Here is a 25,025-nt window from a genome sequence, read left to right on the forward strand (position 1 = left end):
TCTATGCGAACAATGCCTCCGTTAGCCAGGGGCGCGGGTCATGCCGACTCGCGCACCACCAGCTGGTGCCGCACCGTGCGGATCACCTCGGGTCCGGAGCGCGGCAGGTCGCCCGCGATCATCGCGACGGCGAGGTCGAGGGCGTGGCGGGCGAGCTCGTCCAGGTCCACCGCCAGCGTCGTGAGGGTGGGCGCGAGGAGTCGGCCGAGCGAGAGGCCGTCGATGCCGACCACGCGCACGTCGCCCGGCACGTCGACGCCCGCGCGGCGGCAGGCGGAGAGCACGCCGAGCGCGCACACGTCGTTGAAGGCGACGATCGCGTCGGCCGTGCGCGGGCGGGCGACGACGCGCTCGGTCGCGACGGCGGCCGCCTCCGCGGTGGGCGCGGACGCGCGGACGACGGACACCTCCATCGACCGCGCCTCGAACGCGCGCACGAGCAGGGCGGCGCGCGGGCTGGAGCCCGCGGCGACCGCGGCGTCGAGCACGACCGGGTGCCGCACGCCGACCGCGTCGAGGTGGTCGGCGAGGGCGTCGATCGCCTCCGAGGGATCCAGCTGCACGGCGGCGCGCAGGGGGTCACCACGCGGATCCAGCTCGACGACCGGCACCGAGCCGAGCCGTGCGATCCACTCGGCGGCGCGCGACCCGAGGGTCCCGATGACGGCGTCGGTCTGCGCGCCGAGCGCCTCGACCATGCGGTCGGAGTCGGCGGCGAGGCCGACGTCGGCGAGCGACACGTTCCAGCCGCGCGCCGCCGCGATCCGCACGACCGCGGCCGCGAGCTCGGGCGACCATGGGTTGCGCAGGTCGTCGACGACGAGGCCGAGCTGGTGGTCCCCACCCGTCACGAGCCCCCGGCCGAACCGCGACGGGCGGTACGCGAGCTGATCCGCGGCGTCGAGCACGCGCCGCTTCGTCTCCTCGCTGATGCCGGGCATGCCGTTCATCGCGCGCGTCACGGTCTGGCGGGAGACCCCGGCGGCGGCCGCGACGTCGTGGATCGTGGCGCGGCCGGCCGGGCCATCGCCCGAGCCCGTCTCCCGACCGGCCGCGCCCGACCCGCTCAGCCCCGCAGGTCCAGCCACGCCACCTGCTCCGGGGTGAGCTCGACGGACAGGCCGCGCATCGAGGAGCGGACCTCCGTGATGGTGCGCGGGCCGAAGAGCGGGAAGGTCGGGAACGGCTGCGCGAGCACGTAGGCGAGCGCGATCGCCGTGGCCTGCACGCCGTGCTCCGCGCCCAGCTGCTCGGCGCGACGCAGGCGCTCGAAGTTGTCGTCGCCGTAGTAGCAGCGCACGAGCTCCGGGTCGCTCAGGTCGTCGGGGCGGGCGCGGCCCGTGAAGAAGCCGCGCGCCTGCGACGACCACGGGAGCAGCGGGATCTGCCGCTCCTCGAGCCACGCCTTGGACGCGGGATCCGTGACGTGCACGCATCCCGCCCACGGCACGTCGTACGCCTCGGCCAGGCCGAAGTGGTCGCTCAGCGCCTGGAACCCGGCGCGGCCGTTCGCCTTCGCGTACGCCTGCGCCTCGTCGAAGCGCTCGGGCGTCCAGTTGGAGACGCCGTAGGAGCGGATCCGCCCGGCGCGCTGGTGCTCGTCCATCACGTCGACGAACTCCCCCACCGGCACCTCGAGGTTGTCGCGGTGCATGAGGTAGATGTCGGCGTAGTCGGTGCCCTGGCGATCGAGGCTCTCGAGCAGCTGGCTCGTGAGCGACTCGGGGTCGCAGTGCGGGGTGTGGGCGCCCTTGGTGATCACGACGACGTCCTCGCGGATGCCGCGGTTCCGGATCCACTTCCCCAGGCGCCCCTCGAGCACGCCGCCGCCGTAGATGTAGCCGGTGTCGAAGGCGTTGCCGCCCTGCTCGACGAAGTGGTCGAAGATCGCGGACGCGTGGGCGAGGTCGGGCTGGTTGTCGACGCCCATGACGAGGCGCGACATGCGCTTGCCGACGCCGGGGATCTCGCCGTAGAGCATGGGGCTGTCGTCGCGGACCGCGAGGGGCCGGCCGGAGACGGTGGGGATGTCGGCGTCCTCCGCCTCGAACGGGTAGCGCAGCTCCAGCGCGGCGCGCCAGCGGTCGAGGGTGCGGGCGGTGGCCAGCGTCTCGTCGAGCGTCATCTGGGCGGCCTCGCCGAGGCCGGCCGCGAGGGCGTCTGTCGTGGCGTCGGCCTCGATCGCGTACGGCTTGGCGCCTGCGAACGTGAGCGTGCGCGGCTCCTCGCCGACGACGGAGACCTCGATGGTGGGCGCGTCGCCGAGGGTCCACGGGTCGCTGAGGTGGATGCGGCCCCGCGAGCCCAGGATCGTGAGCGACTGCGGCTCGTCGAGCGCGACGCCCGTGCGGAGGGTGGCGGTGATCCCTCCGCGGTAGGCCGCCCGCGCGACGGACCACTCGTCGACGCCGGTCGGGCCGACCGTGCCGTCCACCTCCAGGGTGAGCGGCTCGGCGACGGCGATACCGGTCGCCGCCTGCACCACGGCGGCCGCGGCGGTGACCGTGTAGCCGCCGACGTCGAGGATCCCGCCGCCCGCGGTCGCGGTGTCGTAGAGGCGGCCGGTGCGGGATCCGGTGCGGAAGGAGAAGGACGCGTCGACGTGGGCGACCTCCCCGATCACGCCCTCGCGCAGCAGCTCGAGGAGCGCTGCGGTCTGCGGGTGGAAGCGGTACATGTACGCCTCGACGAGCGGGAGGCCGGCCTCGCGGGCCGCGTCGACGAGCGCCATGGCGGTGCCGTGGTTGACGGCGAGCGGCTTCTCGCAGAGGACGGCCTTGCCGGCCTCGAGCGCGCGGATGACGAGGTCGGCGTGGCCGGTGTGCACGGTGGAGACGTAGACGGCGTCGACGGCGGGATCCGCGAGGACGGCGTCGTAGTCGGCGCCCGTGACGTCGGCGAAGCCGTGGTCGGCGGCCTCGGCGGCGAAGGACGCGGCGCGCTCGGCGCTCGAGCTGCCGGCGGCGACGAGACGCGCGTCGCGCTCGCTCGCGGGGAGCTGGGAGAGGAAGCGGCGGGCGATGCTGCCCGGGCCGAGGACCGCCCAGCCGGGTGCGGTCGTGGTGGTCGGGGTGGGGTCGGTCATGGTGGAGCCCTTCGCGGCGTCGTCGGCGTGAACGTTCACGTCGACGCTACGGGGCGGGTCGCGGGGTCGTCAAGAGCTCCTGCGAATGCCGCGCGTGAACGTTCACGCCCCGCACCCGATCCGCGACTCATCCCTCCGCCGCAGCGCCCGGATCCAGCCCCTGCAGGAAGGCGAAGTGCGCGGCCAGCCGCCGGCGCCCGTCCTTCGTGAGCGCGACCCAGGTGCGGGCCTGGCCGCGCGGCTGCTGCACGCGCCGCGACTCGACGATCGCGGACTCGGACAGGGTCTTGAGGTGCTTGCTGAGGGTGGCGTCGGACACGGCGAGCGCGTCGCGGAGGGTGCCGAACTCGATCTCCCCGGCCCGGGCGAGCAGCGCGCAGATCTGCAGCCGCTGGGGTGCGTGGATGACCGCGTCGAACTCCGGCGCGGACGCGGCCACTACGCGAGCCCGCGGGCGAGGCGCTGGCGCGCGGAGCGGTCGGCCAGCGGTCCGAGCACGGCGACGACGACGGCGACCCCGACCGCGATGCCGGTGACCTCGAGGATCCCGAGCTGGCGCGCGAAGAGCACGACGGCGATGCCGGCCGCGGACGCCGCGAGGGAGACGACCGACCACGGGGCGCCGTCCCGCACGAAGCGCCACCGGTCGGGGTGCGCGCTCGAGAAGCCGACGGCGGACATGCGGAGCCGGGGCAGCAGGACGAGGCCGACGAGGCCGACGGCGAGGACCGCGATGGCCCAGTCGGCGCGCGGCACGATGCCGAAGACGACGGCGCCGACGCTGAGGCCGCGGAGCGCGTGGAACCACCACGGCGAGCGCAGGCGGCCGGTGAGCCGGTCGGCCGCGGCGCGCATGGCATCGGCGTCGAACGGGGCGTCGGGGCGGTCGGACGAGGGGTCTTGAGCGTGTGTTTCCATGTTGGCAACACTAAGTGTTTCCGAGTTGGAAAGGAATGGGCGCGCCGAAGCGATCACCGATCCGCGCCCTCCGCCTCGATCTCCGCGACGAGCCGCCCGAGCAGCCGGGTCAGCTCCATCCGCTCGCGCGCGGACCACTCCCCCACGAGCTCGCCGAGGAGCGCGCGGGCGGTCGCGGAGTTGCGGTCGAGCACCCGCTCCGCGTCGGGCGTCGCGCGCACGAGGACGGCGCGACGGTCGTCGGGGTCGGGCTCGCGGATCACGAGGCCCCGCTCCTCGAGGCGGCGCACGTGCGCGGTCATCGTCGACTTGTCGACGCCCTGCCAGTCGGCGAGCACGCGCATCCGCGTCGCGCCGCACTCGGCGAGGTGGGCGAGGAGCCAGGTGTCGGTGGACGAGAACGCCCCGCCCTCGTCGGCGAGCATCCGGCGGCGCACGTCGGGCCGGGACGCCCAGCGGGTGATCGCGAGGACCGCGCGCTCCATCGCTGCCCCGACGCCCGCGCCGTCCTTGCCTGGGAGCTCGCTCACTGTTGGATCCCCGCCTCCTCCGTGCTCGCCGACCGTTGGTATCCTCAAACCATATCGTCCGAACCCGGACGTAACGCACGCCCCGCACGATCCGAGAGGAAGCACCCCATGTCCACCCCGAGCACCGACCCCCGCGCGCACGCCGTCCCGGCCACGCCCCGCGAGGTGATCGCGAGCTACACCGAGTACGCCGACGCGCAGGCCGCCGTCGACACGCTGTCCGACAAGGAGTTCCCGGTCGCCTCGACGCAGATCGTGGGCCACGACGTCCGCACCGTCGAGACCGTGACGGGCCGGGTCACCAACGGCAGCGCCGCCGTGCGCGGAGCCGCGGGCGGCGCGTGGTTCGGCCTCATGCTGGGCCTCCTGTTCGGGATCTTCACCCCCGGCGTCGCCTGGCTCGGCGTGCTGCTCGTCGCGGTCGGCATCGGCGCGCTCTGGGGAGCGCTGTTCGGCTTCGTCGGCCACTACGCCACGCGCGGCAAGCGCGACTTCGCCTCGATCCAGACGCTGACCGCCGGCCGCTACGACGTGCTGGTCGACAGCGCGCGGGCCGCCGAGGCGTCGCGGATCCTGTTCGACACGACGGGCGCGCCGCGCGCCTGACCCGCCGCATCATGTCGACGCGGACGGACGGCCCAGCCGCCCGTCCGCGTCGTCACGTACGGGGTGCGTCCTCGGGCGCCTCGAGCGTGAGCCACTCCTCGTCGATGCGGTAGCCGAGCGACGCGCCGGCCGCGATGATCGCCGCGTTCTCGCTCGAGCCTCCGGTGCGGAACGCCGTCACGCCCGCCTCGAGGAGCGCCAGCACCGACGCCGCCTTCACGGCCGTACCGAGGCCGCGACCGCGGTGGGCGGCGTCGACGACCGTCACGTCGGTCTCGGCGGCGCGGCCCGCGGGGTCCAGGTCGACGAACGTCATCGCCAGGAGCGCACCCGCCGCGTCGAAGGCGCCGTAGCCGCGGCGGCCGGATGCCGGGACGCGGGCCGAGTCCGGCGTGAGACCCGCGTGCCGCGTGGCGGGGCCGCCCGGGTAGTCGTCGAGCGTGGCGGCGTCGAGCGCGAGGATGGCACCGACGTCGTCCGGGCCCAGCTCGCGGAGCACCGCGGACCCGGCGACCCGGTCGACCAGCGTGCGCAGCCGGGCGGGATCCGCGTCCGCCGCGTCGAGCTGCGCGCCCCACGACCGGGCGGTCACGATCCAGCCGGCGGCGAGCAGCTCCGCCACCCGCGGGTCGTCGGATCGGGCGATGACGGGGTCGGCGCTCATCCTGCGAGCCTGGCATGGCGGGAGCGCCCAGGACAGGCATCCGACCCGCGCCGCCGACCGCTGCACGGAGGGCCACGGGATGCTGCGGCTGTTCGCGGTGGTGTGGCGCAGCGACGAGATGAGGTGCCCCGCGGTCCTCGTCAGCCGAGGAAGTAGTCGCGGATTTTCTCGTCGGAGTCCAGGATCCGCTCCGTCTCCACCCCGACCGAGCGCGCGAGGTCGACCGACCCCACCAGGGCCGCCTCGACGTCCGGCGAGAAGGCCCTCTCGAGCACCTCGAGGCAGGTGGCCATGCTCGCGTCGAGCTCGTCGATCAGCGCCTGGTGCTCGGCGGCGAGGCGCTCGTCGAGCTCGCGCTGGTCGCGCAGGTAGCCCTCGACGAGGGCGGCCTCCCGCCGGGAGAGCGCGTCCGAGACGGCCGAGTGCATGATCATGCCCACCGTGTTCCCGATGACCGCCCCCAGCACCGGCACCGGGATGAGCGCCTGGCCCACGAAGGAGGACAGCGCGCCGACGGCCGCCTCCAGGCACACGAGCTCGGCGTTCTCGAGGAACTCCGCCTCGGCGATCTCGCCCGTCCGGAGCCGGTGCGCCTGCTCCGCGACGCCGAACGCAGCGGTCACCATGGCGCTGGCCACGGCTGCGGACGTGGCGGTGAAGTTGGTGAGCGCGTAGATGCTGAGGCCGCGGATCCCGCCCGTCAGGAAGCCACGGCCGGAGTCGCCCGCGATCTCGGTCCAGTCCTCCTCGGTGAAGTCCTGGAGCCTCGTGCCGGCGCGGCGCTTCCGCACCACGGCGAGCACGAACGCCGTCGCCCCCTCGACCCCGGCGGCGACGAGGGTCGCCTTCGCACCCTCACGGACTGTCGGCCTGCTCGCACGGTGGGCGTCGTCCCGGCGGGTCTGGTCGGTCGCGCGCAGCGAGTCCTTCTCCCCCTCCAGCGTCGTGTCGTACACGCCGCGCTGCACCTCGTCGTAGCGGAGGTGCGAGGCCTCGAGCGACTCGATCCCCAGGTCGCGGGTCGCGAAGAAGGTCTGGACGGCCTTCCAGTCGCGGAAGGACGGGCCATCGCCCCCGCGAGTGAGCAGGCGGCCCGCCTCCTCCCGGCTCATGCCGTGCAGCGCCTGGATCACCTCGAAGTGGTCGCTCGGGATCTGGTACCTGCCGCCGCCGCTCACGAAGTCGGGGTACCTCTCGAGGTGCTCGGCGATGGCGCCGAGCCCGAATCGACCGCCCGCCGCGACGAACTTCTGCTGGATCTCGACGCCGCCGCGCATCAGGTCGACCGGCCCGTTGTCGTTCACCCACTCGTAGACCCGCCCCTCGCCCAGGATCTGGCTCCTGGCGTCCCCGATCCCGCTCTCGGCCGCCTCGGCGATGAAGCCGTGCATCCCCTTCGTCCCACCCCGGTTGCGCCCGACCACCTCGAGGTCGATGGTGCGGATGGCCGCGTCGACCCTTGCCAATGCGTCGCGGAGGTTCCCGTCCTGGCGCCGGAGGGCGGCGAGCAGCCCGTCGAGGCGCACCTGGTTGAGGTGGTTCACCCATGCCGCGACCGCCTGCTCCTGGTTGCGCTCGGCGAGGTCCGGCACGTCAACCACGGTCGGCGTCCCCCTCGACGCGCTCGCTCAGCAGGGCCGCGCAGGCCTGCGTGCTGTTGACCAGGGCGGCCAGGCGGGACCGGTCGCTCGCCGGGAGAGTCGAGAAGTCGGCACCGAAGGAGCGCATGGCCTCGCGGTAGCTCGCGGTCAGCAGCGACCGGAGCTCGTCGGTGCGTCGGAGGAGGGCGTCGACCCTGGCGGCCAGCTCCTCCACGCGCGCGGTGTTGCGCGTGACCGCGCCGAGAGCCTCCTGCTTCTCCTCGCGGGTCTCGCCCTTCTTCCACGCGAAGAGGGCGACCGAGGTGAGGATCGCCGCTCCCGCGACGCTCCAGCCGATCGGGCCGGACAACGCGAGGATCGCTCCGCCCATGGCCGTCCCGCCGCCGCCGGCTGCCAGGGCGCCGCCGCCGAGCCAGGCGAGGGCCGCGTTCGTGGCCGCAGCGCCGGACAGGGCGGAGATCGCGGTGCCGGTCGACGCGGCGCCGAAGGTGGTCGCGACCCACATGGCCGCGCTCGGCGCCACGCTCGCGACCGCGGCCCCGGCGGCGAACCCGGCACCGCCTCCGGCCGCGGACCGCCGGGCGGCCTCGAGGTCCCGCCGGGCGAACTCCTCGACGTCCAGGAACTCCGCCTTGTCGACGTCGATCCGGCCGATGGCCACGTCGAAGGACTTCGGGGTGTTGGCGATGCTGTTGACCAGCGCCTCCACGTGCTCGATCAGGTCGGTCGACCGCTCGCGCTGGCGCAGGAGCGCGAGTCCCGCGTCGTTCATCGCCGTGTACGCGATGTTGTACGCGGCGACGGCGTCCTCGTAGGGATCCGGCTTCCTGGCGGCGAGCTTCTCGACGGTCTCCTTCGTCGTGTCCCGGAGATCCCCCACCCGCTCGCCCACCTGCGTGGACGCGGCGCGCGCCCTCCGGGCCGCCTCGTCCATCACCTTCGCGATGCCGTCCCTGGCCTTGCCCAACCCGCGCTGCTCGTCCATCGCACGCCACCGATCCCCGTCGAAGTCGTTTCCTCACTGGAGGATATAGACGACCGGCGACGTCGTCGCGGGAGGCGGGAGACGGATGCACCGCCCCGATCAGCCCCCGCCCGCGATCCCGTCCCGCCGCACCGCCTCGACGAGAAGGACCTCCACCGCGTCGACCGCGCGCACCATCTCCGCGGGCTCCGTGCCCATGCGTCCCACGACCGCATCGACCCCGCGGAGCCCCGCGCGCGTCAGGAGCTGCTTCTCGTTCGTGATCCACTCACCGCGGTGGGCGAGGATCGCGTGCGCCGCGGAGCACGCCGCCTCGGAGAGGAGACCCGCGCACTGCGCGACCCGACCGTGGCGGGCGTGACCCTCGCGGGCGTAGTGCAGCGTGAGCTCGGCGCGCTGCCACCAGATCCCGGGCGCGGACGCGCGCAGCGCCGGCGGGTACGCGAACTCCGGCACCTCGCCGCGGAGGGCGCGGTTCACGCCCACCTCGGCCAGCAGGATCGTGCTCGGCAGGCCCGCCTGGTGGTAGAGCAGCGTCTCGAGGGTGAAGCGGCCGGCGAGCGCCTCCTCGTGGACGGCCTCGATCGCGTCGAGGTCGCGGTAGTGGACGTCGACCGTGCGGCCGTCGACGTGGAGCGCGCCGCCGCCGTCGAAGATCCGCCCCCACCCGCCGCGCGGGCTGAGCACGCCGGGCCAGCCGAGCGCGCGCAGGTCGTCGGGATCGAAGGACCCTCGGTAGTAGACGGCCACGTCCCAGTCGCTGTCGGGCCGGGCGACGCCCTGGGCGCGGGATCCGCCGAGCGCGACGCCCCGCACGCCCGGCACGGACGCCAGCGCATCGGCGACGTGCTCGAGGAACGAGTCGTGGTCGAGGCCGAGGGCCGGACCGGCGTCGGCGGCGCTTCCCGTCACGCCCGCCCCGCCACGCTCCGCCACGACTGGATCCCGCCGCGGAGGCTCACCGCGTCCCGGCCCGCCTCGCGCAGGGCCGCCGCGGCCGCCCGCGAGCGCACGCCCGAGGCGCAGTAGACGATCACGCGGTCGGTGATCGCGCCGGGCACCGCGCCCGGATCCACCGTGACGATGCGCACGGGCACCGCGACGTGGCCGGGGATGGAGTCGGCCAGGCGCTCGTCGGGCTCGCGAACGTCGAGGAGCACCACCTTCTCGTCGGAGGCGAGGATCCGCTCCACCTCCTCCGCGTCGAGCTCGGTGCCGTCGGTGGCCGCGCCGACACCGCAGAACAGGTCGTAGTCGGCGAGCGCCGTGACCCGCTGGCGGCCCTTCGCGCGCTTCACGCCGATGGTGCGGCTGGTGCCGGCGAGCGCGTCGAGCACGACGACCCGGCCGATCAGCGGCGTCCCCGCGCCCGTGACGAGCTTGATGACCTCGGTCGCCATGAGCGCACCGACCGTGCCGCACACCGCGCCGAACACGCCCGCCTCCTCGCAGGAGAGCACGGCGCCGTCGGCCGGCGGCTCGGGGAAGACGTCGCGGTAGTCGATGCCGCGGCCGTCGGGCGCCGCGTCCCAGAAGACGGTGACCTGCGCGTCCCACCGGTACACGGATCCCCACACGCACGGCACGCCGACCAGGGCCGCCGCGTCGCTGATGAGGTAACGCGTGGCGAAGTTGTCGGTGGCGTCGACGACCACGTCGTATCCGCTGAGGATCCGGATGGCGTTGTCGTTCGTGAGCCGCTCGGCGTGCTCCACGACCTCGATGCCGGGGTCGGTGCGGTGCACGGAATCCGCAGCTGACGTGGTCTTCGGCCGGCCGACGTCGGGCGTGCCGTGGATGGTCTGGCGCTGGAGGTTGGAGAGGTCCACAGCATCGTCGTCTACGATTCCGATGGTCCCGATCCCCGCCGCGGCCAGGTACTGCAGCACGGGGGAACCGAGGCCGCCCGCGCCGATCACGAGCACGCGCGCCTGGTCGATGCGGGACTGACCCCCCATCCCGATGCCGGGAAGGGCGAGGTGCCGGGAGTGGCGTTCGCGCCGTTCGTGCGCATCCTGCCCGGAGCCATGACCACCGAGGCCCCGCCCCCCGGGGTGCGTGCCGTCCAGATCGACGAGCGGCAGAGACGACCCCATGACAGACCTCCGTACGGACGGCGGACGCGGACCCGCGTCGACCGGACCCAGCGTACGACGGCCCGCCGACGGTCCCCGCGGCGGCCGCCCGTCCGGCCCGCTCGGCCGCTTCCACCACCGTCGCTGGGGCGACGCCTGGCTCATCGGCCTCCTCGGCTTCCTGCTCGCGCTCCCCCTCGCGGGCGCCCCCTCGGTCTGGTACGACGAGGCCGCCACCGTCATCTCGGCCACGCGCGGCTGGGACGACCTCCTCCGCGAGCTCAGCACGGTCGACGCCGTCCACGGCCTCTACTACGCGGGCATGAAGGTGTGGTTCGAGCTGGTCGGCTACTCGCCCACCTCGCTGCGCTTCCCGAGCGCGGTGTTCATCGGCCTGGCCGCCGCGGGCGTCGTGCTGCTCACCCGCACGATCTCGACGCGAGCCACCGGCATCGTCGCCGGCATCGTGTTCGTCGTGATCCCCCGCTCGGCGTGGATGGGCACGGAAGGGCGCTCGTTCGCGCTCGGCACCCTCATCGCGGTCGCGCTCACCGTCGCGTTCGTGCTCGCGGCCCGCCGCGCCGGATCCCGCTGGCAGGTGCAGGCCAGGTGGTGGGCGCTGTACGGGCTGCTCGCGTGGCTCGGCGCATCCACCTTCGTGTACCTGGCGCTGCTCGTGGGCGCGCACGGCGTCGTGATCCTGTGGGCCATCGCCTCCGCGCGCGTCGGCCGCCGCAGCCGCCGGCCCATGGTCGTGTCGCTGCTCGGCTGGGCCCTCGCCTCCATCACGGCAGGGCTCCTGTCGCTGCCGCTCGTGCGCGTGGTGACGGAGCAGTCGGGCCAGGTCGGGTGGATCAAGCCCATCGGCCCGAACACGATCACGCAGGTGATCTCGACCCAGCTCTTCTACCAGAACGACGTCTTCGGCTTCCTCGCCTGGGCGCTCGCGCTCGTGGGCCTCGCGCTGCTGGTGCGCCGCGGGATCCGCCTGGTGCGCGCCCGCCGCGCATCGCGCCTCGAGCCGGAGGGCGCCCTCGCCGAGTTCGAGTCGGCGTACCTGCACGCCGGGTGGTCGCCGACGATCCTGCAGCTCGCGGTGGTCTGGTTCGTCGTCCCGACGCTGCTGCTCATCGGCGCGTCCACCCTCATGTCGCCGCTCTACTCGCCGCGCTACATGGCGTACACGGCGCCCGCGTTCGCGATGCTCATGGCGGTCGGGATCCTCGCGCTCAAGTGGAAGCCGCTCGTCGCCGCCGTCACGGCCGTGCTCGTCGCGCTGTCGGTGATGCAGCTGGTGCACGACCGCACCACCACCGTGAAGGCCGACTCCGACTGGGCCGCCATCGCGCGGATCGTCTCCGAGGAGCGCGCGCAGGAGGCGCCCGGCACGACCGAGGCCGTGATCTTCGGCCCGGTCCGCCGCCACCCGAAGGCCACCTCGCGCATCGTCGCGTACTCCTACCCGGACGCGTTCCACGGCATGGACGACATCCTCCTGCGCACCCCGCCGGGCGACACCGACGGCCTCTGGGAGGAGACCTACCCGCTCGCCGACCGGGTCGACGAGGTCGACGGCGCCGACGTCGTGTGGCTCGTCACGAGCGACAAGCAGGACATCCGCGACGACGTGGCCGAGGCGCTCACCCCGCGCGGATTCGCCAAGACCGACGACTGGCACGTGATGAACGCGAACGTCGAGCGGTACGAGCGGGTCGCGGCGGGCTGATCCCGCGGCGGCTCAGGCCACGGGGCTCCACTCCCCGATCGCCGCGACGGCGCGGTCGAGGTGCGACTCGAGCAGGAAGTGCCCGCCGTCGACGAGCTCGATCCGCGCGTGCGGGGCGTCACGGCGGAAGGCCTCGGCACCGGCCGCGGCGAAGATCTCGTCGTTCCGTCCCCAGATCACGAGCAGCGGCACGCGAGACTCCCGGAGCCACGCGTGCACAGCCGGGTACAGCTCGCGGTTGGTGGCGTAGTCGCGGAAGAGCGCGAGCTGCACGTCGTCCTGGCCCGGGCGGGCGAGGAGCGCGAGGTCGTGCTCCCAGGCGTCGGGATCCACGACCGACGGGTCCGGCACGCCGTGCGTGTACTGCCACTCCACGGCCTCGCGACCGAGGGCCGGGCGGAGGGCATCGCGCGTGGCGTCGGTGCGCTCGGCGGCGTCGGCCCAGATCGGATCCCAGAACGACGGCACGAAGCCCTCCTCGTAGGCGTTGCCGTTCTGCGTGACGACACCCGTGACGGCGGACGGGTCGGCGAGCGCCAGGCGCCAGCCGACGGGTGCGCCGTAGTCCTGCACGTAGATCGCGTAGCGCTCGACGCCGATCTCGGCGAGGAAGCGGCCGGTGACCTCGGCGAGCGCGGCGAACGTGTAGTCGAACTCGTCGACGGACGGCGCGGACGAGCGGCCGAACCCGACGAGGTCCGGCGCGATGACGCGGAAGCGGCCCGCGAGCGCCGGGATCAGGTGCCGGAACATGTGCGAGCTCGACGGGTAACCGTGCAGGAGCAGGAGCACGGGTGCATCGGCGGGCCCGGCCTCGCGCCAGAAGACGTCGAGGCCGTCGAGCCCGTCGACGGAGACCGAGACGGTGCGGTGGTGGACGGTGACCATGGCTAACCCCTTTGAGTTGTTTTGGTGGTTAGCAGGACGGTAGCATGGATCCATCGCGCCACCCGAGCGCGCAGGAGGCGAGGACCCATGGACCCGGACGAGGAGCTGCTGCTGGCGCTGCTGAACAGCGCGCCCGTGGTCGACGGGCACCGGGACGACCGGCTCGCCGGCGCATCCGGCCGCGAGCTCGCCCGCACCTGGGGCGGCACCGGCACCGCGGCCGAGCTCGAGCGTCTCCGGCGCACCCGAGACGCCCTGCACGCCGTGATCCGCGGCGATGCCGCAGCGCCCGCCGCCGTCGAGGAGCTCGCGGCCGTGGTCGACGGGGCCGTCCGCACACCACGCGTCACCGCAGACGGCATCGCGTGGGAGCTCCGCGCCCCCCGCGACGAGCGCCTCCCGGTGGACGCCGTGCTCGCCTGGTCGACCGTCTCGGCGCGGCTCCCCGGCCGCCTCCGACCGTGCGCCAACTCCGAGTGCGAGCTCTTCCTCGTCGACCACAGCCGCCCCGGCACCGCGAAGTGGTGCTCCATGGCGACGTGCGGCAACCGGATGAAGGCCCGCGCCCACGCGCAGCGGGTGCGGGACTGATGCGGGCCGGACGACCTGATCCGCCATCTCCGCGCATCCGGGCCGTGCGCTAGACGGGCTCCCGCGCCGGCCGCGGCCGCAGCTCGCTCACGACCGTGCCCGCGACGATGAGCGCCGCGCCGAGGATCGCGAGCGCCGGCAGCCGCTCCCCCGCCACGCGTCCGACGACGCCCGCCCACACCGGCTCGCCCGCGTAGATGATGGTCGCGCGCGTCGGTGAGACGGAGCGCTGCGCCCAGTTCATCGTGAGCTGGATGAGGCAACTGCTCGCCCCGAGCGCCACCGCCGACACGAGCCACACCCACGAGAACGCGGGGATCGCCTCCCCGGCCAGCGGCATGCACGCGAGCGAGAGCGCGCCGGCGACGAGGAGCTGCACGACGGTCACCCGGCCGACGTCCACGCGACCCGCGAACAGCCCGATGAGGATGATCTCGGCGGCGATCGGGAGCGTGCTGACCAGCGTCGCCACCTCCCCCGCCCCCAGCGCCACGCCCTCCTGCGGACCGGCGACGAGCAGCAGCCCGACGAACGCGAGCGCCACGCCCACGAGGGCCAGCGCGCTCGGCCGCTTCCGGAACGCCGCCCACTGCAGCAGCGGCACCAGCGGCACGTACAGCGCGGTGATGAAGGCGGACGTGCTGCTCGGGATCGTCTGCAGCCCGTACGTCTGGAGGCCGTAGCCGAGGAAGATCATGACCCCGATCGCGGACCCGGCCGCGAGGTCGATCCGGCGCATCCCGCGGAGGGCCCGGCGGAACAGGACCACGCTGATCAGCCCCGCCGCGAGGAAGCGGAGCCCGACGAAGAAGAGCGGCCCGCTGTGCTCCATCGCCACATGCACCGCGAGGAACGTGCCGCCCCAGATCGCCGTGATGCCGATGAGCGCCCACTCGGGGCGGGACGGCCGGACGGCGCGGGGCAGCATCGTGCGCATGGAGCGGAGCGGCCCGCGTCAGCCCGTGATGATGCGGGCGCCGTGCACGGGCCCGGTCGCCCGGATGACCGTGAGGCGAGCGGCGCTCAGCGCGATCTGCAGCTCGAGCGCGCTGTCGAGGTCCGCCGCGAGGAACGCGACCGTGGGGCCGGATCCGGAGACGATTCCTGCGAGCGCGCCGTTCTCCTCGCCGAGCTGCAGCACCTCGCCGAGGCCGGGCGCGAGGTGGAGCGCGGGCGCCTGCAGGTCGTTGTGGAGGACCTCGGCGAGCATGTGCGGATCCCCCGCCCGCAGCGCCTGCAGCACGCCCGAGTCGACCTGCGGGATCTGCTGCGCCGGGAAGATGTCCTGCGCGTGGCGCTCGCGGTGCTTGTCGAGCTCGCCGTAGACGTCGGGCGTGGAGACGCCGAACTCGGCGATGGCGAGCACCCACTGGAACGTGCCCTTGGCGAGCGCGGGGCTGAGCCGGTCGCCGCGGCCCGTGCCGATGGCGGTGCCGCCGGCGAGCGCGAACGGCACGTCGGCGCCGAGCTCCGCACCGAGGGCGAGCAGCTGGTCGCGCGTGCGCTCGGTGCCCCACAGGGTGTCGCAGGCGAGGAGGGTGGCCGCGGCGTCCGCGGATCCGCCGCCCATGCCGCCCGCGATCGGCACGTTCTTCTCGATGCGCAGGTGCACGCCGCCGCGGTAGCCGGTGCTCCGGGCGAGGAGCCGGGCCGCGCGCACGGCGAGGTTGTCGGCGCCGGTGGTGAGGTGCGACGTGTCGATGGATCCGCCGAACTCGACCGAGAACCCGTCGGCCTTCGTGGCCCAGACGTCCTCGTAGAGGCCGACGGCCTGGTAGGCGGTGGCGACGTCGTGGTAGCCGTCCTCCTGGAGGGCGCCCACCGTGAGCGAGACGTTGATCTTGCCGGGGGCCCGCGCGTGCACCACATCTGAGGTGGTGGCCGCGGAGGTCATGTGATCCAACCTAGCGGAGGCTGGGAGGCACTCCGTCCGCCTCGCGATCCGCCCAGGCATGGGCTACGCGGAGGTAGTCGTGGACGCTCAGCTCCTCGCCCCGCGAAGTGGGGGCGACCCCTCCGGCTTCGAGGAGCGCGGACGCGGCCTCGCTCCCGCCGAGCAGCTCGGCGAGCGCCTGGCGGAGCATCTTGCGGCGCTGCTGGAAGGCCGCGTCGACGATCTTGAACGTGCGCTTCCGCAGCCCCTCCGAGGCGAACGGCTCCGCGTGCCGCTCGAACGCGACGAGCACCGAGTCGACGTTCGGCACCGGCCAGAACACCTGGCGGCTGACCTGGCCGGCCGTGCGCCACGCGCCGTACCAGGCGGCCTTGACGCTCGGGGATCCGTAGACCTTGGATCCGGGCGCCGCCGCGATGCGGTGCCCGACCTCGGCCTGCACCATGACGACGCCCGTGCGGATCGCCGGGAAGTGCTCGAGCAGGTGCAGCAGCACGGGCACGGACACGTTGTAGGGCAGGTTCGCGACGAGAGCCGTGGGATCCCCGGGCAGCTCGGCGACGCGCAGCGCGTCCTCGTGCACGACGGTGAGCGCGGCGTCCGGCTGGTAGAGCGCCACCGTGATCGGCAGCTGCTCGGCGAGCCGGCCGTCGATCTCCACCGCGACGACGCTCGCGCCGGTCTCGAGGAGGCCGAGGGTGAGGGATCCGAGGCCCGGCCCCACCTCGACCACGTGCGTGCCGGCCTCGACGCGGGCGACGCGCACGATGCGGCGCACCGTGTTGGCGTCGATGACGAAGTTCTGGCCGAGCTTCTTGGTGGGCGCGACGCCGAGCAGCTCGGCGAGGTCGCGGATCTCGGCGGGGCCGAGGAGCGTGGGAGCGGGAGCGGGAGCGGCGGCGGGAGCAGGTGCGCCGGGAGCCGTCTCGTCGCTCACGCGCGGCCCGCCGGGTCGATCTCGGCGGGATCCTTCGACGGCGACGTGACGGGCTCGTCGTCCCAGCGCCCGTAGACCAGCTCGGTGTTGGAGGAGATCTGCGCGGCCAGCATCGACACGTCGGTGCCGAGGTGCGCGGCCATCGCGCGCAGCGTGTGCGGGATGAGGTACGGCGCGTTCGGCCGGCCGCGGAACGGCACGGGCGTGAGGAACGGCGCGTCCGTCTCCACCAGCAGCAGCGAGCGCGGCGCGAAGGCGAGCGCCTCGCGGAGCTCCCCCGCGTTCTTGAAGGTGACGGTGCCCGAGAACGACATGTACCAGCCGTTCTCCGCGCAGATCCGGGCGAGGTCCTCGTCGCCGGAGAAGCAGTGGAAGACGGTGCGCTCGGGGGCGCCGACGCGCAGCAGGGTCGCGACGACCTCGTCGTGCGCGTCGCGGTCGTGGATCTGGAGGGCGATGCCGCGCTCCTTGGCGATGCGGATGTGCTCCTCGAACGAGCGCTGCTGGGCCGCGCGGCCCTCCTCGCCCGTGCGGAAGAAGTCGAGGCCGGTCTCGCCGACGGCGCGCACGCGCGGTCGACCGGCGAGCTCGTGGATCTCCGCCAGCGCGTCGTCGAGCGTGCCCGCCTCCTCGTAGGCCGGGGCCTCGTTCGGGTGGATGGCGACGGCCGCGAGCATGCGCGGCTCGTGCGCCGCGGTCTCGGCGGACCAGCGGGAGGTCTCGAGGTCGCCGCCGACCTGGATCACGCCGCGGACGCCGACCGAGCTCGCCCGGTCGAGGTGCTCGGTGAAGTCGATGGGCGACTCGCCGTCCGCGATCTCGAGGTGCGTGTGGTTGTCGTAGACGGGGACCGTGAGCGCCTCGGGCAGCGGCGGGTACGTGAGGTCGCGCGTCTGGCCGTGGGCCGCGGATGTGTCGCGCTGGCGCACGTAGTTGGAGTCGGACATCGCGCTCACTCTACCGAGGGGCGGGTGCTGCGCCGGGTGGGCGCGGCACCCGCCACGGCGTGCGGGTCAGGCGGAGGCGGTCGCCGGCTCCTGCTCGATGCGCGGGAACAGCGGCGCCTCGAGCGGGGTGACGGTGCCGGATCCGGTCCACTCGTCGGCGAGGTCGATGCGCTGCTGGCCGACCGTGCCGGTGCCGCCGAGCGCGGTCCAGAGCTTGGCGGTGGCGCCGGGCAGCACGGGCGCGAGCAGCACGGCGAGCGTGCCGAGGCCACGGACCGCGGTGTGCAGCACGGTCTCGAGGCGCGCGCGGCCGTCCTCCTTCTTGGCGAGGGCCCACGGCTCCTGGCTCGTGATGTAGCCGTTGAGCTCGTCGACCAGGGTCCACACGGCGGCGAGCGCCTCGTGGATCGCGAGCCGCTCGATGGCCTCGTCGGCGGTGGACGCCGCGGTGCGCGCGACGGACAGCACGCGCTCGTCGGCCTCGGTGAGCTCGTTCGCCTCGGGGATGCGGCCGTCGAAGTAGCGGCCGACCATGGCGATCACGCGGGAGGAGAGGTTGCCGAAGCCGTTCGCGAGCTCGGCCTGGTAGCGCGCGCTCAAGTCCTCCCAGCTGAACGAGCCGTCCTGCCCGAAGGCGAAGGCGCGCATGAAGTGGTAGCGGAACGCGTCGATGCCGAAGGTGTCGGTGATGGTCTGCGGCACGATGCCCGTGAGCTTCGACTTCGACATCTTCTCGCCGCCGACGAGCAGCCAGCCGTGGCCGAAGACGCGGCGGGGCGGCTCCTCGCCGAGCGCCATGAGCATCGCCGGCCAGATGACCGCGTGGAAGCGGAGGATGTCCTTGCCCACGAGGTGCGTGGCGGGCCAGCGGCGGCGGAACTGCTCGTCGTCCACGCCGTAGCCGATGGCCGTGACGTAGTTCATCAGCGCCTCGAACCACACGTAGACGACGTGGCTCTCATCCCACGGGATGGGGATGCCCCAGTCGAAGCTGGAGCGCGAGATCGACAGGTCCTCCAGGCCCCGGCGGACGAACGAGAGGATCTCGTTGCGCGCGCTCTCCGGCTGGATGAAGTCGGGGCGCTCCTCGTAGAACGCGAGGAGCCGCTCGCCGAAGTCGCTCATGCGGAAGAAGTAGTTCTTCTCCTCCAGCAGCTCGACGGGCTTCGAGTGGATGGCGCACACGAGCTGACCCTCGAACGGACCCGTGCCCTCGAGGAGGTCGGAGGGCTGCTTGTACTCCTCGCAGCCGACGCAGTAGTAGCCCTTGTACTCGCCGGTGTAGATGTACCCGGCGTCGTGGAGGCGCTGCAGGAAGACCTTGACGGACTCCTCGTGGCGGGCGTCGGTTGTGCGGATGAAGTCGTCGTTGGAGATGTCGACGGCCTCGAGCAGCGGCTGCCAGCTCTCGGTGACGAGACGGTCGGCCCAGGCCTGCGGGGTCGTGTCGTGCGCGGTCGCGGTGCGGAGGATCTTCTGCCCGTGCTCGTCCGTGCCCGTGAGGAACCAGGTGTCGTCGCCGCGCTGGCGGTGCCAGCGGGCGAGCACGTCGGCGGCGACCTCCGTGTACGCGTGCCCGATGTGCGGGACGTCGTTCACGTAGAAGATCGGCGTGGTGATGTAGAAGGGCTCGCCGCGGGACATGGGCTCCATCCTAACGATCGGCGGGAGCGCTCCCGGCCGTGTGACGGGGGCCCCGGGCGGCTGCGGCGGCGGTCAGGACAGGTGGCGCTCGGCGGGTCCGTCGTACTCGGAGAGCGGCCGGATCAGCGAGTTGGCCGCCCGCTGCTCCACGATGTGCGCGGTCCAGCCGACCACGCGCGCGGCGACGAACAGCGGCGTGAATGCGCGGGTCTCGAAGCCGAGGAGCGCGTACGCGGGGCCGGACGGGTAGTCGAGGTTCGGGAGGATCCCGGTGCGGTCGGCCATGCCGCGCTCGAGCGCGTCGTACAGGTCCATGGTGCGCCGGGCGGACTCCCCCGCCTCGCCGCCCGCCTCGACCCGCACCGCGACGAGGTCGTCGAGCGCCGCCTTCATGGTGGGCACGCGCGAGTCGCCCGCGCGGTAGACGCGGTGGCCGAAGCCCATGACCTTGCGCTTCGCGGCGAGCGCCTCGTCGAGCCACGACTCGACGCGCGACGCGTCACCGATCTCGTCGAGCGTCTCGAGCACGGCCTCGTTGGCGCCGCCGTGCAGCGGGCCCTTGAGCGCCCCGATCGCGCCCGTGACCGCGGAGTGCAGGTCGGCGAGGGTCGAGGTGATGACGCGGGCCGTGAACGTGGAGGCGTTGAAGGAGTGCTCGGCGTAGAGGATCAGCGAGACCTCCATGGCCTTCGCGTCGGCCTCGGTGGGGCGCTCGCCGTGGACCATGAGGAGCAGGTTCTCGGCGAGGCCGAGGTCGTCGCGCGGCTCGACGGGGTCGAGGCCCCGGCGGCGGCGCTGGTCGTACGCGATGAGCACCGGGATCTGCGCGAGCAGCCGCACGGACCGCTCGAGGTCGGCGTCGGCGGAGTGGTCGTCGGGCGCGGGATCCGCGGCGCCGATCGCGCTCACCGCGGTACGGAGGACGTCCATCGGGTGGGCGTCGACGGGCAGCGCGTCGACGATCCGCAGCACCGCGTCGGACGGCCGCCGCTCGGCGCGCTCCTGGTTCTCGAAGTGCGCGAGCTCCTCGTCGGTCGGCAGCTCGCCGTGCCAGAGGAGGTACGCGACCTGCTCGAAGGAGCAGTGCGCCGCGAGCTCCTGCACGGGGTACCCGCGGTAGAGGAGGGAGTTGGTGGCCGGCTCGACCTTGCTGATGCGGGTCGTGTCGACGACGACCCCGGCGAGGCCCTTGCGGATGTCGGCCATGGTGCTCCTTCGCGTCATGCCGCACCCGCGTCGGTCGGGCGGATCGGGTCGCCTCGGGGTGCGTTCGTCACTGTATCGGGGCGGGTGGCGCGGGGGCGAGGGGCGCCGACGTCGATGCGGTGGACGCGCGGCGGCGGGCTGGGGAGGAGGCGCGGGGCGACCGCGCGATGACGGGCGCCTCCGCACCCGGGCCGCCGCGGGATCCGCTCGGTAGCCTCTCGATCAGGCGCACCCGAGGCGCCGCCCGCGCAGCAGCGCCGACCCGGAGGACGCCATGCCCGAGAGCACCGACCACGCCGATCCCGCCGCCGAGACCGCCGAGCGCGCGGCCGGCGAGCAGCGCGACCACGCGCAGCCCGACGCCGCGACCGAGCCCGACCGCTACGACGTCGCCGTCATCGGCGCCGGACCGGCTGGCACCGCCGCCGCCCTCCGCGCCGCCGAGCTCGGCGCGAGCGTCGTCGTGCTGGAGGCCGGCCGCGTCGGCGGCACGTGCGTCAACACCGGGTGCGTGCCCACGCGCGTGCTCGCGAAGACCGCGCGGCTCGTGCGCGAGGTCCGCTCCGCGGGCGAGAACGGGATCGGAGTGGGCGAGCCCGCGCCGCACTGGCCGTCGATCGTCGCGCGCGTGCACGAGCAGGTCGACCGGGTGCGCTCCCTCAAGGACGAGGCCGCCCGGTTCGAGGCGGCGGGCGTGACGCTGATCCACGAGGGCCGCGCGCGCTTCGTCGACGACCGCACGCTCCGGCTCGACAGCGGCAGGCGCATCACCGCGGGCTCGATCATCGTCTGCGTCGGCGGCCACTCGCGCCGCCTGCCCGTGCCCGGCGCCGAGCTCGCGACCGTGCCCGAGGACGTGCTCGCGCTGCCGGGGATCCCCCGCCGCCTCGCCGTCATCGGCGCCGGCAACACGGGCGCGCAGCTCGTCACCGTCTTCCGCTCGTTCGGCTCCGAGGTCACGCTGCTGGACGTCGCGCCGCGCGTGCTCACCGCATCCGACGAGGCGATCTCCGAGGCTGTCGCCGAGGCCTTCACCGCGCAGGGCGTGCGCGTCCGCACCGGCATCGACACCGTGACGGGCCTCACGAAGACGGGCGACGGATCCATCACCCTGCTCTGGCGTGAAGGGGACCGCCCACAGTCCTCCAGCTTCGACGCCGTGATCATGGCCACCGGCTGGCCCGCCGACGTCGAGGATCTGGGGCTCGAGCACGCCGGCCTCGAGGTGGCGAGGTCGGCCATCCCGGTCGACCGCTACCTCCGCACGCGCGTGCCGCACATCCTCGCGGTGGGCGACGCCAACGGGAAGGACATGCTCGTGCAGGCGGCGCAGTCCGAGGGCGAGGCCGCGGCGGAGAACGCGGTGCTCGGCGTCAACCGGCGGATCCCGCTGCAGCTCCTCCCGGCCGGCGGCTTCACCGACCCCGACTACGCGGGCGTCGGCCTCACCCAGGCGGAGGCGCGCGAGCGCGACGGCGCGTGCGTGGTCGCGCGGGTGCCGTTCGCCGAGGTCGACCGGGCCGTGATCGACGACCGCGAGGCCGGCTTCCTCCTCCTCATCGCCGACCGCCGCCGCGAGCTGATCCTCGGGGCGCACGCCGTCGGCGAGAACGCGGTCGAGGTGATCCAGTCGGTCACCACCGCGATGGCCGCGGGCGTCGACGTCGCGACCCTCGCGCACGTGCGGTTCGCGTACCCGACGTACAGCGCGATCATCGGGATCGCCGCCCGGCGGCTGCTCCAGGAGGACGACCGGGCGGGCGAGCTCGACTGAGGCGGCGCCCGGGTGGGCGTGGTCGGATGTACGCATGACCGCGCTCATCGTCACGGCCCATCCCGATCCCGACTCCCTCACCCACGAGGTCGCCCGCCGGCTCGAAGCGGCGCTCGGCGGATCCGGCGCATCCCGCGTCACGACCGCGCACCTCGCGCAGGAGGGCTTCGACCCGGTGTTCGGCATGGCCGACCGCGGCGCGTACTCCGGCGGCGCCCCCGCGCCCGCGGACGTCCTCGCCGAGCAGGCGCGCCTCGACGCCGTGGACCATGTCGTGCTCGTCTTCCCCGTGTGGTGGTGGTCGATGCCGGCGCTCCTCAAGGGCTGGATCGACCGCACCTTCATCGGCGGCTGGGCCTTCGACATCGACGACGACGGGCGCGTGCACACGCACCTGGAGCGCCTCACCGTGCACCTCCTGCCCGTCGCCGGCTTCGGCCGCGCGTCGTTCGCCCGGCACGGCTACCTGTCCGCGTTCCAGACGCAGATCGGCCACGGGATCCTCGACTACTGCGGCGCGCGCCACGGCGCTCTGGCGTTCGTGCACGACTCCGAGTCGGGCGACCGCGACGCCGTGGGCGCCGAGATGGATCGGGCCGTCGCCGAGGTCGTCGCGGCGGTCGGCGCGGCCTGATCCCGGGGGATGCGGGGTCCGCTCAGACCCCGTCGTCGATCCCCGCCATGTCGAGCACGAAGCGGTAGCGGACGTCGTTGCGGCGGAGCCGGTCGATCGCCGTCGCGACCTCCTCCGCGGGCAGCACCTCCACGTCGGCCGTGATCCCGTGCTCGCCGCAGAAGTCGAGCAGGTCCTGCGTCGCGGGACGCCCGGCGCTGCCGGAGGACGCGAGCCGGCGGCGGCCGGTGAGCAGGTCCATCGCCGGGACGGAGAGCTGACCCAGGAAGCCGAGCACGCAGAGCGTGCCGTCGAGGTCGAGCACGCGGAGGTAGGGGGCGAGGTCGTGCGCGACGGAGACCGTGTCGAGCACGAGGTCGAGGCTGGAGGCGGCACGGGCCATCGCGTCGGCGTCCGTGGAGACGACCACCCGCGTGGCGCCCAGACGCTCGGCGTCCGCGGCCTTGGCCGCGCTCGTCGTGAACACCGTGACCTCCGCGCCGAGGGCCCGCCCCAGCCGCACTGCGAGGTGGCCGAGACCGCCGAGGCCGACGACGCCGAGGCGCGTGCCGGGCCCGACGCCCTCGGACCGCAGCGGCTCCCAGACCGTGACGCCCGCGCACATGAGCGGCGCGACGGCCGCGGGATCGAGCGACGCCGGGCGGTGGTAGACGAAGGACTCGCGGACCACGTAGCGGCCGGACCAGCCGCCGCGGGTCGTGGATCCGTCGACGCGGTCGCGGCCGCCGTAGGTGAGCGTCGGGAACTCGACGCACATGTTCTCGTGGCCGCCGCGGCACATGGCGCAGACGCCGCACGAGTCGACGATGTTGCCGACCGCGACCGGGTCGCCGGGCGCGAAGGCCGTGACGGCGGATCCGACGGCCACCACCTCCCCGACGAACTCATGGCCGGGGACGAGCGCGTCGGCACGGCCGTGCTGGTCAAGGGCGTGCAAGTCGGAGAAGCAGACGCCGCAGTGGGTGACGCGGACGTCGACGTCGTCGGGTCGGAGGTCGCGGCGCTCGATCGAGGTCGGGCGGACGGGCTGGCCGGAGGCCGGGGACTGGAGGGCTGTGGTGCGCATGCGCTCACTCTACCTACTAGTTGGTAGATCCGTACGATGGGCGCATGACCTCGACAGCCGACCGCACCCGGCAGCTCATCCTCGACGCCGCGACGGAGGAGTTCGCCGCCCGCGGCATCGCCGGGGCCCGCGTCGACCGGATTGCCCAGGCGTCCGGCATGAGCAAGCCGATGCTGTACTCGCACTTCGGCGGCAAGGACCGGCTGTTCGACGCGGTGTTCGCCGAGCACGTGATCGCCAACGGCGACCGGGTCCCCTTCACCGCCGACGACCTGCCCGGCTACGCGGCCCGCCTCTACGACGACTACCTCGCCGATCCGGCGCTCGCCCGCCTCGTGATGTGGAAGCGGCTCGAGCGCGACGGCACCAGGTACCTCTACCCCGGCCTCGAGGAGCACGACGCGGCGCACCTCCGCGACATCGCCGCGGCCCAGGCGTCCGGCCGGATCCGCGCGGACCTCGACCCCGACGATGTGTGGACCCTCCTCATCGCCACCGCGGCGAGCTGGGCGCAGGTCTCGATCACGACGGTCGCGACGAGGGACGACCCGGCGGCCCTCCACGCCCGGCGCCGCGCGGCCCTCGCGGCGCACGTGCGCGACGGGCTCTGCGCGGGCGGAGCGACGACGGGCTGACCTCGGTCCCGCGCGTCCGCGCTGCTACGGGCCGGCGACCGATCGCCGCGCTCGGCCCCGCTCGACCGCCGTCATCACGAGGAAGAGCGTCGTCCAGAGCACGAGGCCCGCGGCGAGGAAGATCCCGACGACCGCGAGCACGCCGCCCGCCGTGTCCGTCGGGAACCAGCCGCTGAGGAGGAGCGCGGGCAGGACGGTCACGAGCATGAGCGCGAAGTGGGCGACGGACTGCCGCGGGAGGCTCCAGCCGGGCACCTGGTAGAGGAGCGAGCCGGCGGCCGTCGCGGCGACGATGACGCCGACCGCGAGGGTCGAGCGACCGTCGGCGGTCTGACCCTCGTGGAGCAGGTACGCGCCGATCGCCGACATGGCCACGAGCGGGATCCCGCCGAGGAGCGCGGCACGCAGGAGCAGGCGCGGGCGGGGTGCGGGCGATGGATCCGCGGGATCGGGCGTCGGCGGCGCGACCTCTCGCGCTCGTGCTCGTGGCATCCGCCCCTCCCGACGACGAGTCGACCACGGCCGGCACGCCTCACGGAACCCCCGGTGAGGGGGCCGTGTCGCGCATCCCCGCGGGGATCGCCCGATCGATACGGTGGGTCTCGGCCTCCGCACCGGG

Annotated in this window: 25 protein-coding genes; 6 read left to right on the plus strand and 19 right to left on the minus strand. The window is 73.9% G+C overall.

The genetic code is table 11. The annotated features are described in order from the left end of the window. Nucleotides 1-38: 38 nt before the first annotated feature. From NL142_RS12220 to NL142_RS12240, 5 genes are all read right to left on the minus strand, one after another. Entirely contained in the window at nucleotides 39-1,088 is a 1,050-nt protein-coding gene (locus NL142_RS12220) for a LacI family DNA-binding transcriptional regulator (protein ID WP_435079854.1), read from the minus strand. Beyond that, on the minus strand, nucleotides 1,067-3,085 hold the full coding sequence (locus NL142_RS12225; RefSeq protein ID WP_435081599.1) for an aldo/keto reductase: 2,019 nt from the start codon (nucleotides 3,083-3,085) through the stop codon (nucleotides 1,067-1,069). The genes NL142_RS12220 and NL142_RS12225 overlap by 22 nt, the downstream gene beginning before the upstream one ends. Nucleotides 3,086-3,212: 127 nt before the next feature. Continuing rightward, entirely contained in the window at nucleotides 3,213-3,524 is a 312-nt protein-coding gene (locus NL142_RS12230) for a transcriptional regulator (protein WP_435079856.1), read from the minus strand. Continuing rightward, complete coding sequence (locus NL142_RS12235; protein ID WP_435079858.1) at nucleotides 3,524-4,003, minus strand: hypothetical protein; 480 nt, start codon at nucleotides 4,001-4,003, stop codon at nucleotides 3,524-3,526. The genes NL142_RS12230 and NL142_RS12235 overlap by 1 nt, the downstream gene beginning before the upstream one ends. Nucleotides 4,004-4,056: 53 nt before the next feature. After that, nucleotides 4,057-4,533, minus strand: a complete 477-nt coding sequence (locus NL142_RS12240; protein ID WP_435079860.1) for a MarR family winged helix-turn-helix transcriptional regulator — start codon at nucleotides 4,531-4,533, stop codon at nucleotides 4,057-4,059. Nucleotides 4,534-4,641: 108 nt separating this feature from the next. On the opposite strand from NL142_RS12240, the gene NL142_RS12245 reads away from it, so the two are divergent. After that, on the plus strand, nucleotides 4,642-5,139 hold the full coding sequence (locus NL142_RS12245; protein WP_194684867.1) for a YflT domain-containing protein: 498 nt from the start codon (nucleotides 4,642-4,644) through the stop codon (nucleotides 5,137-5,139). Nucleotides 5,140-5,191: 52 nt separating this feature from the next. Here NL142_RS12245 and NL142_RS12250 read toward each other — a convergent pair whose 3' ends face one another. The 5 genes from NL142_RS12250 to NL142_RS12270 all read right to left on the minus strand — a co-directional run bounded on the left by NL142_RS12250 (nucleotide 5,192) and on the right by NL142_RS12270 (nucleotide 10,347). Beyond that, the gene (locus NL142_RS12250) at nucleotides 5,192-5,803 is read right to left on the minus strand and encodes a GNAT family N-acetyltransferase (protein WP_435079862.1); all 612 of its coding nucleotides are present in this window, start codon (nucleotides 5,801-5,803) and stop codon (nucleotides 5,192-5,194) included. Between the two features lie 140 nt (nucleotides 5,804-5,943). Beyond that, entirely contained in the window at nucleotides 5,944-7,404 is a 1,461-nt protein-coding gene (locus NL142_RS12255; protein WP_435079864.1) for a hypothetical protein, read from the minus strand. Continuing rightward, nucleotides 7,397-8,389, minus strand: coding sequence for a hypothetical protein (locus NL142_RS12260; protein ID WP_435079866.1), 993 nt, complete (start codon nucleotides 8,387-8,389; stop codon nucleotides 7,397-7,399). Before NL142_RS12260 ends, NL142_RS12255 begins: the two co-directional genes overlap by 8 nt. Before the next feature lie 99 nt (nucleotides 8,390-8,488). Continuing rightward, a complete protein-coding gene (locus NL142_RS12265; RefSeq protein ID WP_435079868.1) occupies nucleotides 8,489-9,301 on the minus strand; it encodes a nucleotidyltransferase domain-containing protein in 813 nt (270 codons plus the stop codon). Continuing rightward, nucleotides 9,298-10,347 (minus strand): ThiF family adenylyltransferase, encoded by a 1,050-nt coding sequence (locus tag NL142_RS12270; RefSeq protein WP_435079870.1) that lies wholly within the window; start codon nucleotides 10,345-10,347, stop codon nucleotides 9,298-9,300. The genes NL142_RS12265 and NL142_RS12270 overlap by 4 nt, the downstream gene beginning before the upstream one ends. Nucleotides 10,348-10,483: 136 nt before the next feature. On the opposite strand from NL142_RS12270, the gene NL142_RS12275 reads away from it, so the two are divergent. Further along, nucleotides 10,484-12,190: a glycosyltransferase family 39 protein gene (locus NL142_RS12275; protein WP_435079872.1), complete on the plus strand. Its 1,707-nt coding sequence runs from the start codon at nucleotides 10,484-10,486 to the stop codon at nucleotides 12,188-12,190. A 12-nt stretch (nucleotides 12,191-12,202) separates the two neighbouring features. Here the strand turns inward: NL142_RS12275 and NL142_RS12280 are convergent, their stop codons facing one another. Further along, nucleotides 12,203-13,078, minus strand: coding sequence for an alpha/beta fold hydrolase (locus NL142_RS12280; protein ID WP_435079874.1), 876 nt, complete (start codon nucleotides 13,076-13,078; stop codon nucleotides 12,203-12,205). 87 nt (nucleotides 13,079-13,165) lie between these two features. Here NL142_RS12280 and NL142_RS12285 point away from each other — a divergent pair, with 87 nt between their 5' ends. Next, complete coding sequence (locus tag NL142_RS12285) at nucleotides 13,166-13,669, plus strand: CGNR zinc finger domain-containing protein (protein WP_435079876.1); 504 nt, start codon at nucleotides 13,166-13,168, stop codon at nucleotides 13,667-13,669. Nucleotides 13,670-13,718: 49 nt separating this feature from the next. On the opposite strand, the gene NL142_RS12290 is transcribed toward NL142_RS12285, so the two are convergent. The 6 genes from NL142_RS12290 to NL142_RS12315 form a co-directional block, all read right to left on the minus strand. Then, nucleotides 13,719-14,606: a DMT family transporter gene (locus NL142_RS12290; RefSeq protein WP_435079878.1), complete on the minus strand. Its 888-nt coding sequence runs from the start codon at nucleotides 14,604-14,606 to the stop codon at nucleotides 13,719-13,721. Between the two features lie 18 nt (nucleotides 14,607-14,624). Next, nucleotides 14,625-15,563, minus strand: a complete 939-nt coding sequence (locus NL142_RS12295; RefSeq protein WP_012039056.1) for a 4-(cytidine 5'-diphospho)-2-C-methyl-D-erythritol kinase — start codon at nucleotides 15,561-15,563, stop codon at nucleotides 14,625-14,627. Between the two features lie 10 nt (nucleotides 15,564-15,573). After that, nucleotides 15,574-16,500: a 16S rRNA (adenine(1518)-N(6)/adenine(1519)-N(6))-dimethyltransferase RsmA gene (gene rsmA / locus NL142_RS12300; RefSeq protein WP_435079881.1), complete on the minus strand. Its 927-nt coding sequence runs from the start codon at nucleotides 16,498-16,500 to the stop codon at nucleotides 15,574-15,576. After that, a complete protein-coding gene (locus tag NL142_RS12305) occupies nucleotides 16,497-17,447 on the minus strand; it encodes a TatD family hydrolase (protein WP_435079883.1) in 951 nt (316 codons plus the stop codon). Before NL142_RS12305 ends, rsmA begins: the two co-directional genes overlap by 4 nt. Nucleotides 17,448-17,513: 66 nt before the next feature. Beyond that, nucleotides 17,514-19,091, minus strand: a complete 1,578-nt coding sequence (gene metG, locus NL142_RS12310; RefSeq protein WP_435079885.1) for a methionine--tRNA ligase — start codon at nucleotides 19,089-19,091, stop codon at nucleotides 17,514-17,516. A gap of 72 nt (nucleotides 19,092-19,163) precedes the next feature. Then, nucleotides 19,164-20,315 carry a bifunctional 2-methylcitrate synthase/citrate synthase gene (locus NL142_RS12315; RefSeq protein ID WP_435079887.1) on the minus strand — a complete coding sequence of 384 codons (1,152 nt, stop codon included), beginning with the start codon at nucleotides 20,313-20,315 and terminating at the stop codon, nucleotides 19,164-19,166. A 256-nt stretch (nucleotides 20,316-20,571) separates the two neighbouring features. Here NL142_RS12315 and NL142_RS12320 point away from each other — a divergent pair, with 256 nt between their 5' ends. Both NL142_RS12320 and NL142_RS12325 read left to right on the plus strand, forming a co-directional pair. Further along, on the plus strand, nucleotides 20,572-22,071 hold the full coding sequence (locus tag NL142_RS12320; RefSeq protein WP_435079889.1) for a dihydrolipoyl dehydrogenase family protein: 1,500 nt from the start codon (nucleotides 20,572-20,574) through the stop codon (nucleotides 22,069-22,071). A gap of 34 nt (nucleotides 22,072-22,105) precedes the next feature. Further along, the gene (locus NL142_RS12325; protein ID WP_435079891.1) at nucleotides 22,106-22,705 is read left to right on the plus strand and encodes an NAD(P)H-dependent oxidoreductase; all 600 of its coding nucleotides are present in this window, start codon (nucleotides 22,106-22,108) and stop codon (nucleotides 22,703-22,705) included. A gap of 22 nt (nucleotides 22,706-22,727) precedes the next feature. Here the strand turns inward: NL142_RS12325 and NL142_RS12330 are convergent, their stop codons facing one another. Then, complete coding sequence (locus NL142_RS12330; RefSeq protein ID WP_435079893.1) at nucleotides 22,728-23,771, minus strand: NAD(P)-dependent alcohol dehydrogenase; 1,044 nt, start codon at nucleotides 23,769-23,771, stop codon at nucleotides 22,728-22,730. A gap of 44 nt (nucleotides 23,772-23,815) precedes the next feature. Here NL142_RS12330 and NL142_RS12335 point away from each other — a divergent pair, with 44 nt between their 5' ends. Further along, nucleotides 23,816-24,406 carry a TetR/AcrR family transcriptional regulator gene (locus tag NL142_RS12335; RefSeq protein WP_435079895.1) on the plus strand — a complete coding sequence of 197 codons (591 nt, stop codon included), beginning with the start codon at nucleotides 23,816-23,818 and terminating at the stop codon, nucleotides 24,404-24,406. Between the two features lie 24 nt (nucleotides 24,407-24,430). On the opposite strand, the gene NL142_RS12340 is transcribed toward NL142_RS12335, so the two are convergent. Further along, a complete protein-coding gene (locus NL142_RS12340; protein WP_435079897.1) occupies nucleotides 24,431-24,898 on the minus strand; it encodes a DUF3021 domain-containing protein in 468 nt (155 codons plus the stop codon). Nucleotides 24,899-25,025: the final 127 nt, after the last annotated feature.

The sequence above is a fragment of the Clavibacter quasicaliforniensis genome, assembly GCF_051201715.1.
GTDB classification, from domain to species: Bacteria; Actinomycetota; Actinomycetes; order Actinomycetales; family Microbacteriaceae; genus Clavibacter; species Clavibacter seminis.

What these genes read in the sequence shown, in the direction of transcription:
- NL142_RS12245 (WP_194684867.1), top strand. Translation starts at nt 4,642, where the DNA reads ATGTCCACCCCGAGCACCGACCCCCGCGCGCACGCCGTCCCGGCCACG.
- NL142_RS12295 (WP_012039056.1), bottom strand. Translation starts at nt 15,563, where the DNA reads ATGACCTCCGCGGCCACCACCTCAGATGTGGTGCACGCGCGGGCCCCC.
- NL142_RS12330 (WP_435079893.1), bottom strand. Translation starts at nt 23,771, where the DNA reads ATGCGCACCACAGCCCTCCAGTCCCCGGCCTCCGGCCAGCCCGTCCGC.
- NL142_RS12335 (WP_435079895.1), top strand. Translation starts at nt 23,816, where the DNA reads ATGACCTCGACAGCCGACCGCACCCGGCAGCTCATCCTCGACGCCGCG.
- NL142_RS12340 (WP_435079897.1), bottom strand. Translation starts at nt 24,898, where the DNA reads ATGCCACGAGCACGAGCGCGAGAGGTCGCGCCGCCGACGCCCGATCCC.
- NL142_RS12280 (WP_435079874.1), bottom strand. Translation starts at nt 13,078, where the DNA reads ATGGTCACCGTCCACCACCGCACCGTCTCGGTCTCCGTCGACGGGCTC.
- NL142_RS12320 (WP_435079889.1), top strand. Translation starts at nt 20,572, where the DNA reads ATGCCCGAGAGCACCGACCACGCCGATCCCGCCGCCGAGACCGCCGAG.
- metG (WP_435079885.1), bottom strand. Translation starts at nt 19,091, where the DNA reads ATGTCCCGCGGCGAGCCCTTCTACATCACCACGCCGATCTTCTACGTG.
- NL142_RS12250 (WP_435079862.1), bottom strand. Translation starts at nt 5,803, where the DNA reads ATGAGCGCCGACCCCGTCATCGCCCGATCCGACGACCCGCGGGTGGCG.
- NL142_RS12315 (WP_435079887.1), bottom strand. Translation starts at nt 20,315, where the DNA reads ATGACGCGAAGGAGCACCATGGCCGACATCCGCAAGGGCCTCGCCGGG.
- NL142_RS12290 (WP_435079878.1), bottom strand. Translation starts at nt 14,606, where the DNA reads ATGCGCACGATGCTGCCCCGCGCCGTCCGGCCGTCCCGCCCCGAGTGG.
- NL142_RS12285 (WP_435079876.1), top strand. Translation starts at nt 13,166, where the DNA reads ATGGACCCGGACGAGGAGCTGCTGCTGGCGCTGCTGAACAGCGCGCCC.
- NL142_RS12235 (WP_435079858.1), bottom strand. Translation starts at nt 4,003, where the DNA reads ATGGAAACACACGCTCAAGACCCCTCGTCCGACCGCCCCGACGCCCCG.
- NL142_RS12270 (WP_435079870.1), bottom strand. Translation starts at nt 10,347, where the DNA reads ATGGGGGGTCAGTCCCGCATCGACCAGGCGCGCGTGCTCGTGATCGGC.
- NL142_RS12275 (WP_435079872.1), top strand. Translation starts at nt 10,484, where the DNA reads ATGACAGACCTCCGTACGGACGGCGGACGCGGACCCGCGTCGACCGGA.
- NL142_RS12325 (WP_435079891.1), top strand. Translation starts at nt 22,106, where the DNA reads ATGACCGCGCTCATCGTCACGGCCCATCCCGATCCCGACTCCCTCACC.
- NL142_RS12260 (WP_435079866.1), bottom strand. Translation starts at nt 8,389, where the DNA reads ATGGACGAGCAGCGCGGGTTGGGCAAGGCCAGGGACGGCATCGCGAAG.
- NL142_RS12225 (WP_435081599.1), bottom strand. Translation starts at nt 3,085, where the DNA reads ATGACCGACCCCACCCCGACCACCACGACCGCACCCGGCTGGGCGGTC.
- NL142_RS12305 (WP_435079883.1), bottom strand. Translation starts at nt 17,447, where the DNA reads ATGTCCGACTCCAACTACGTGCGCCAGCGCGACACATCCGCGGCCCAC.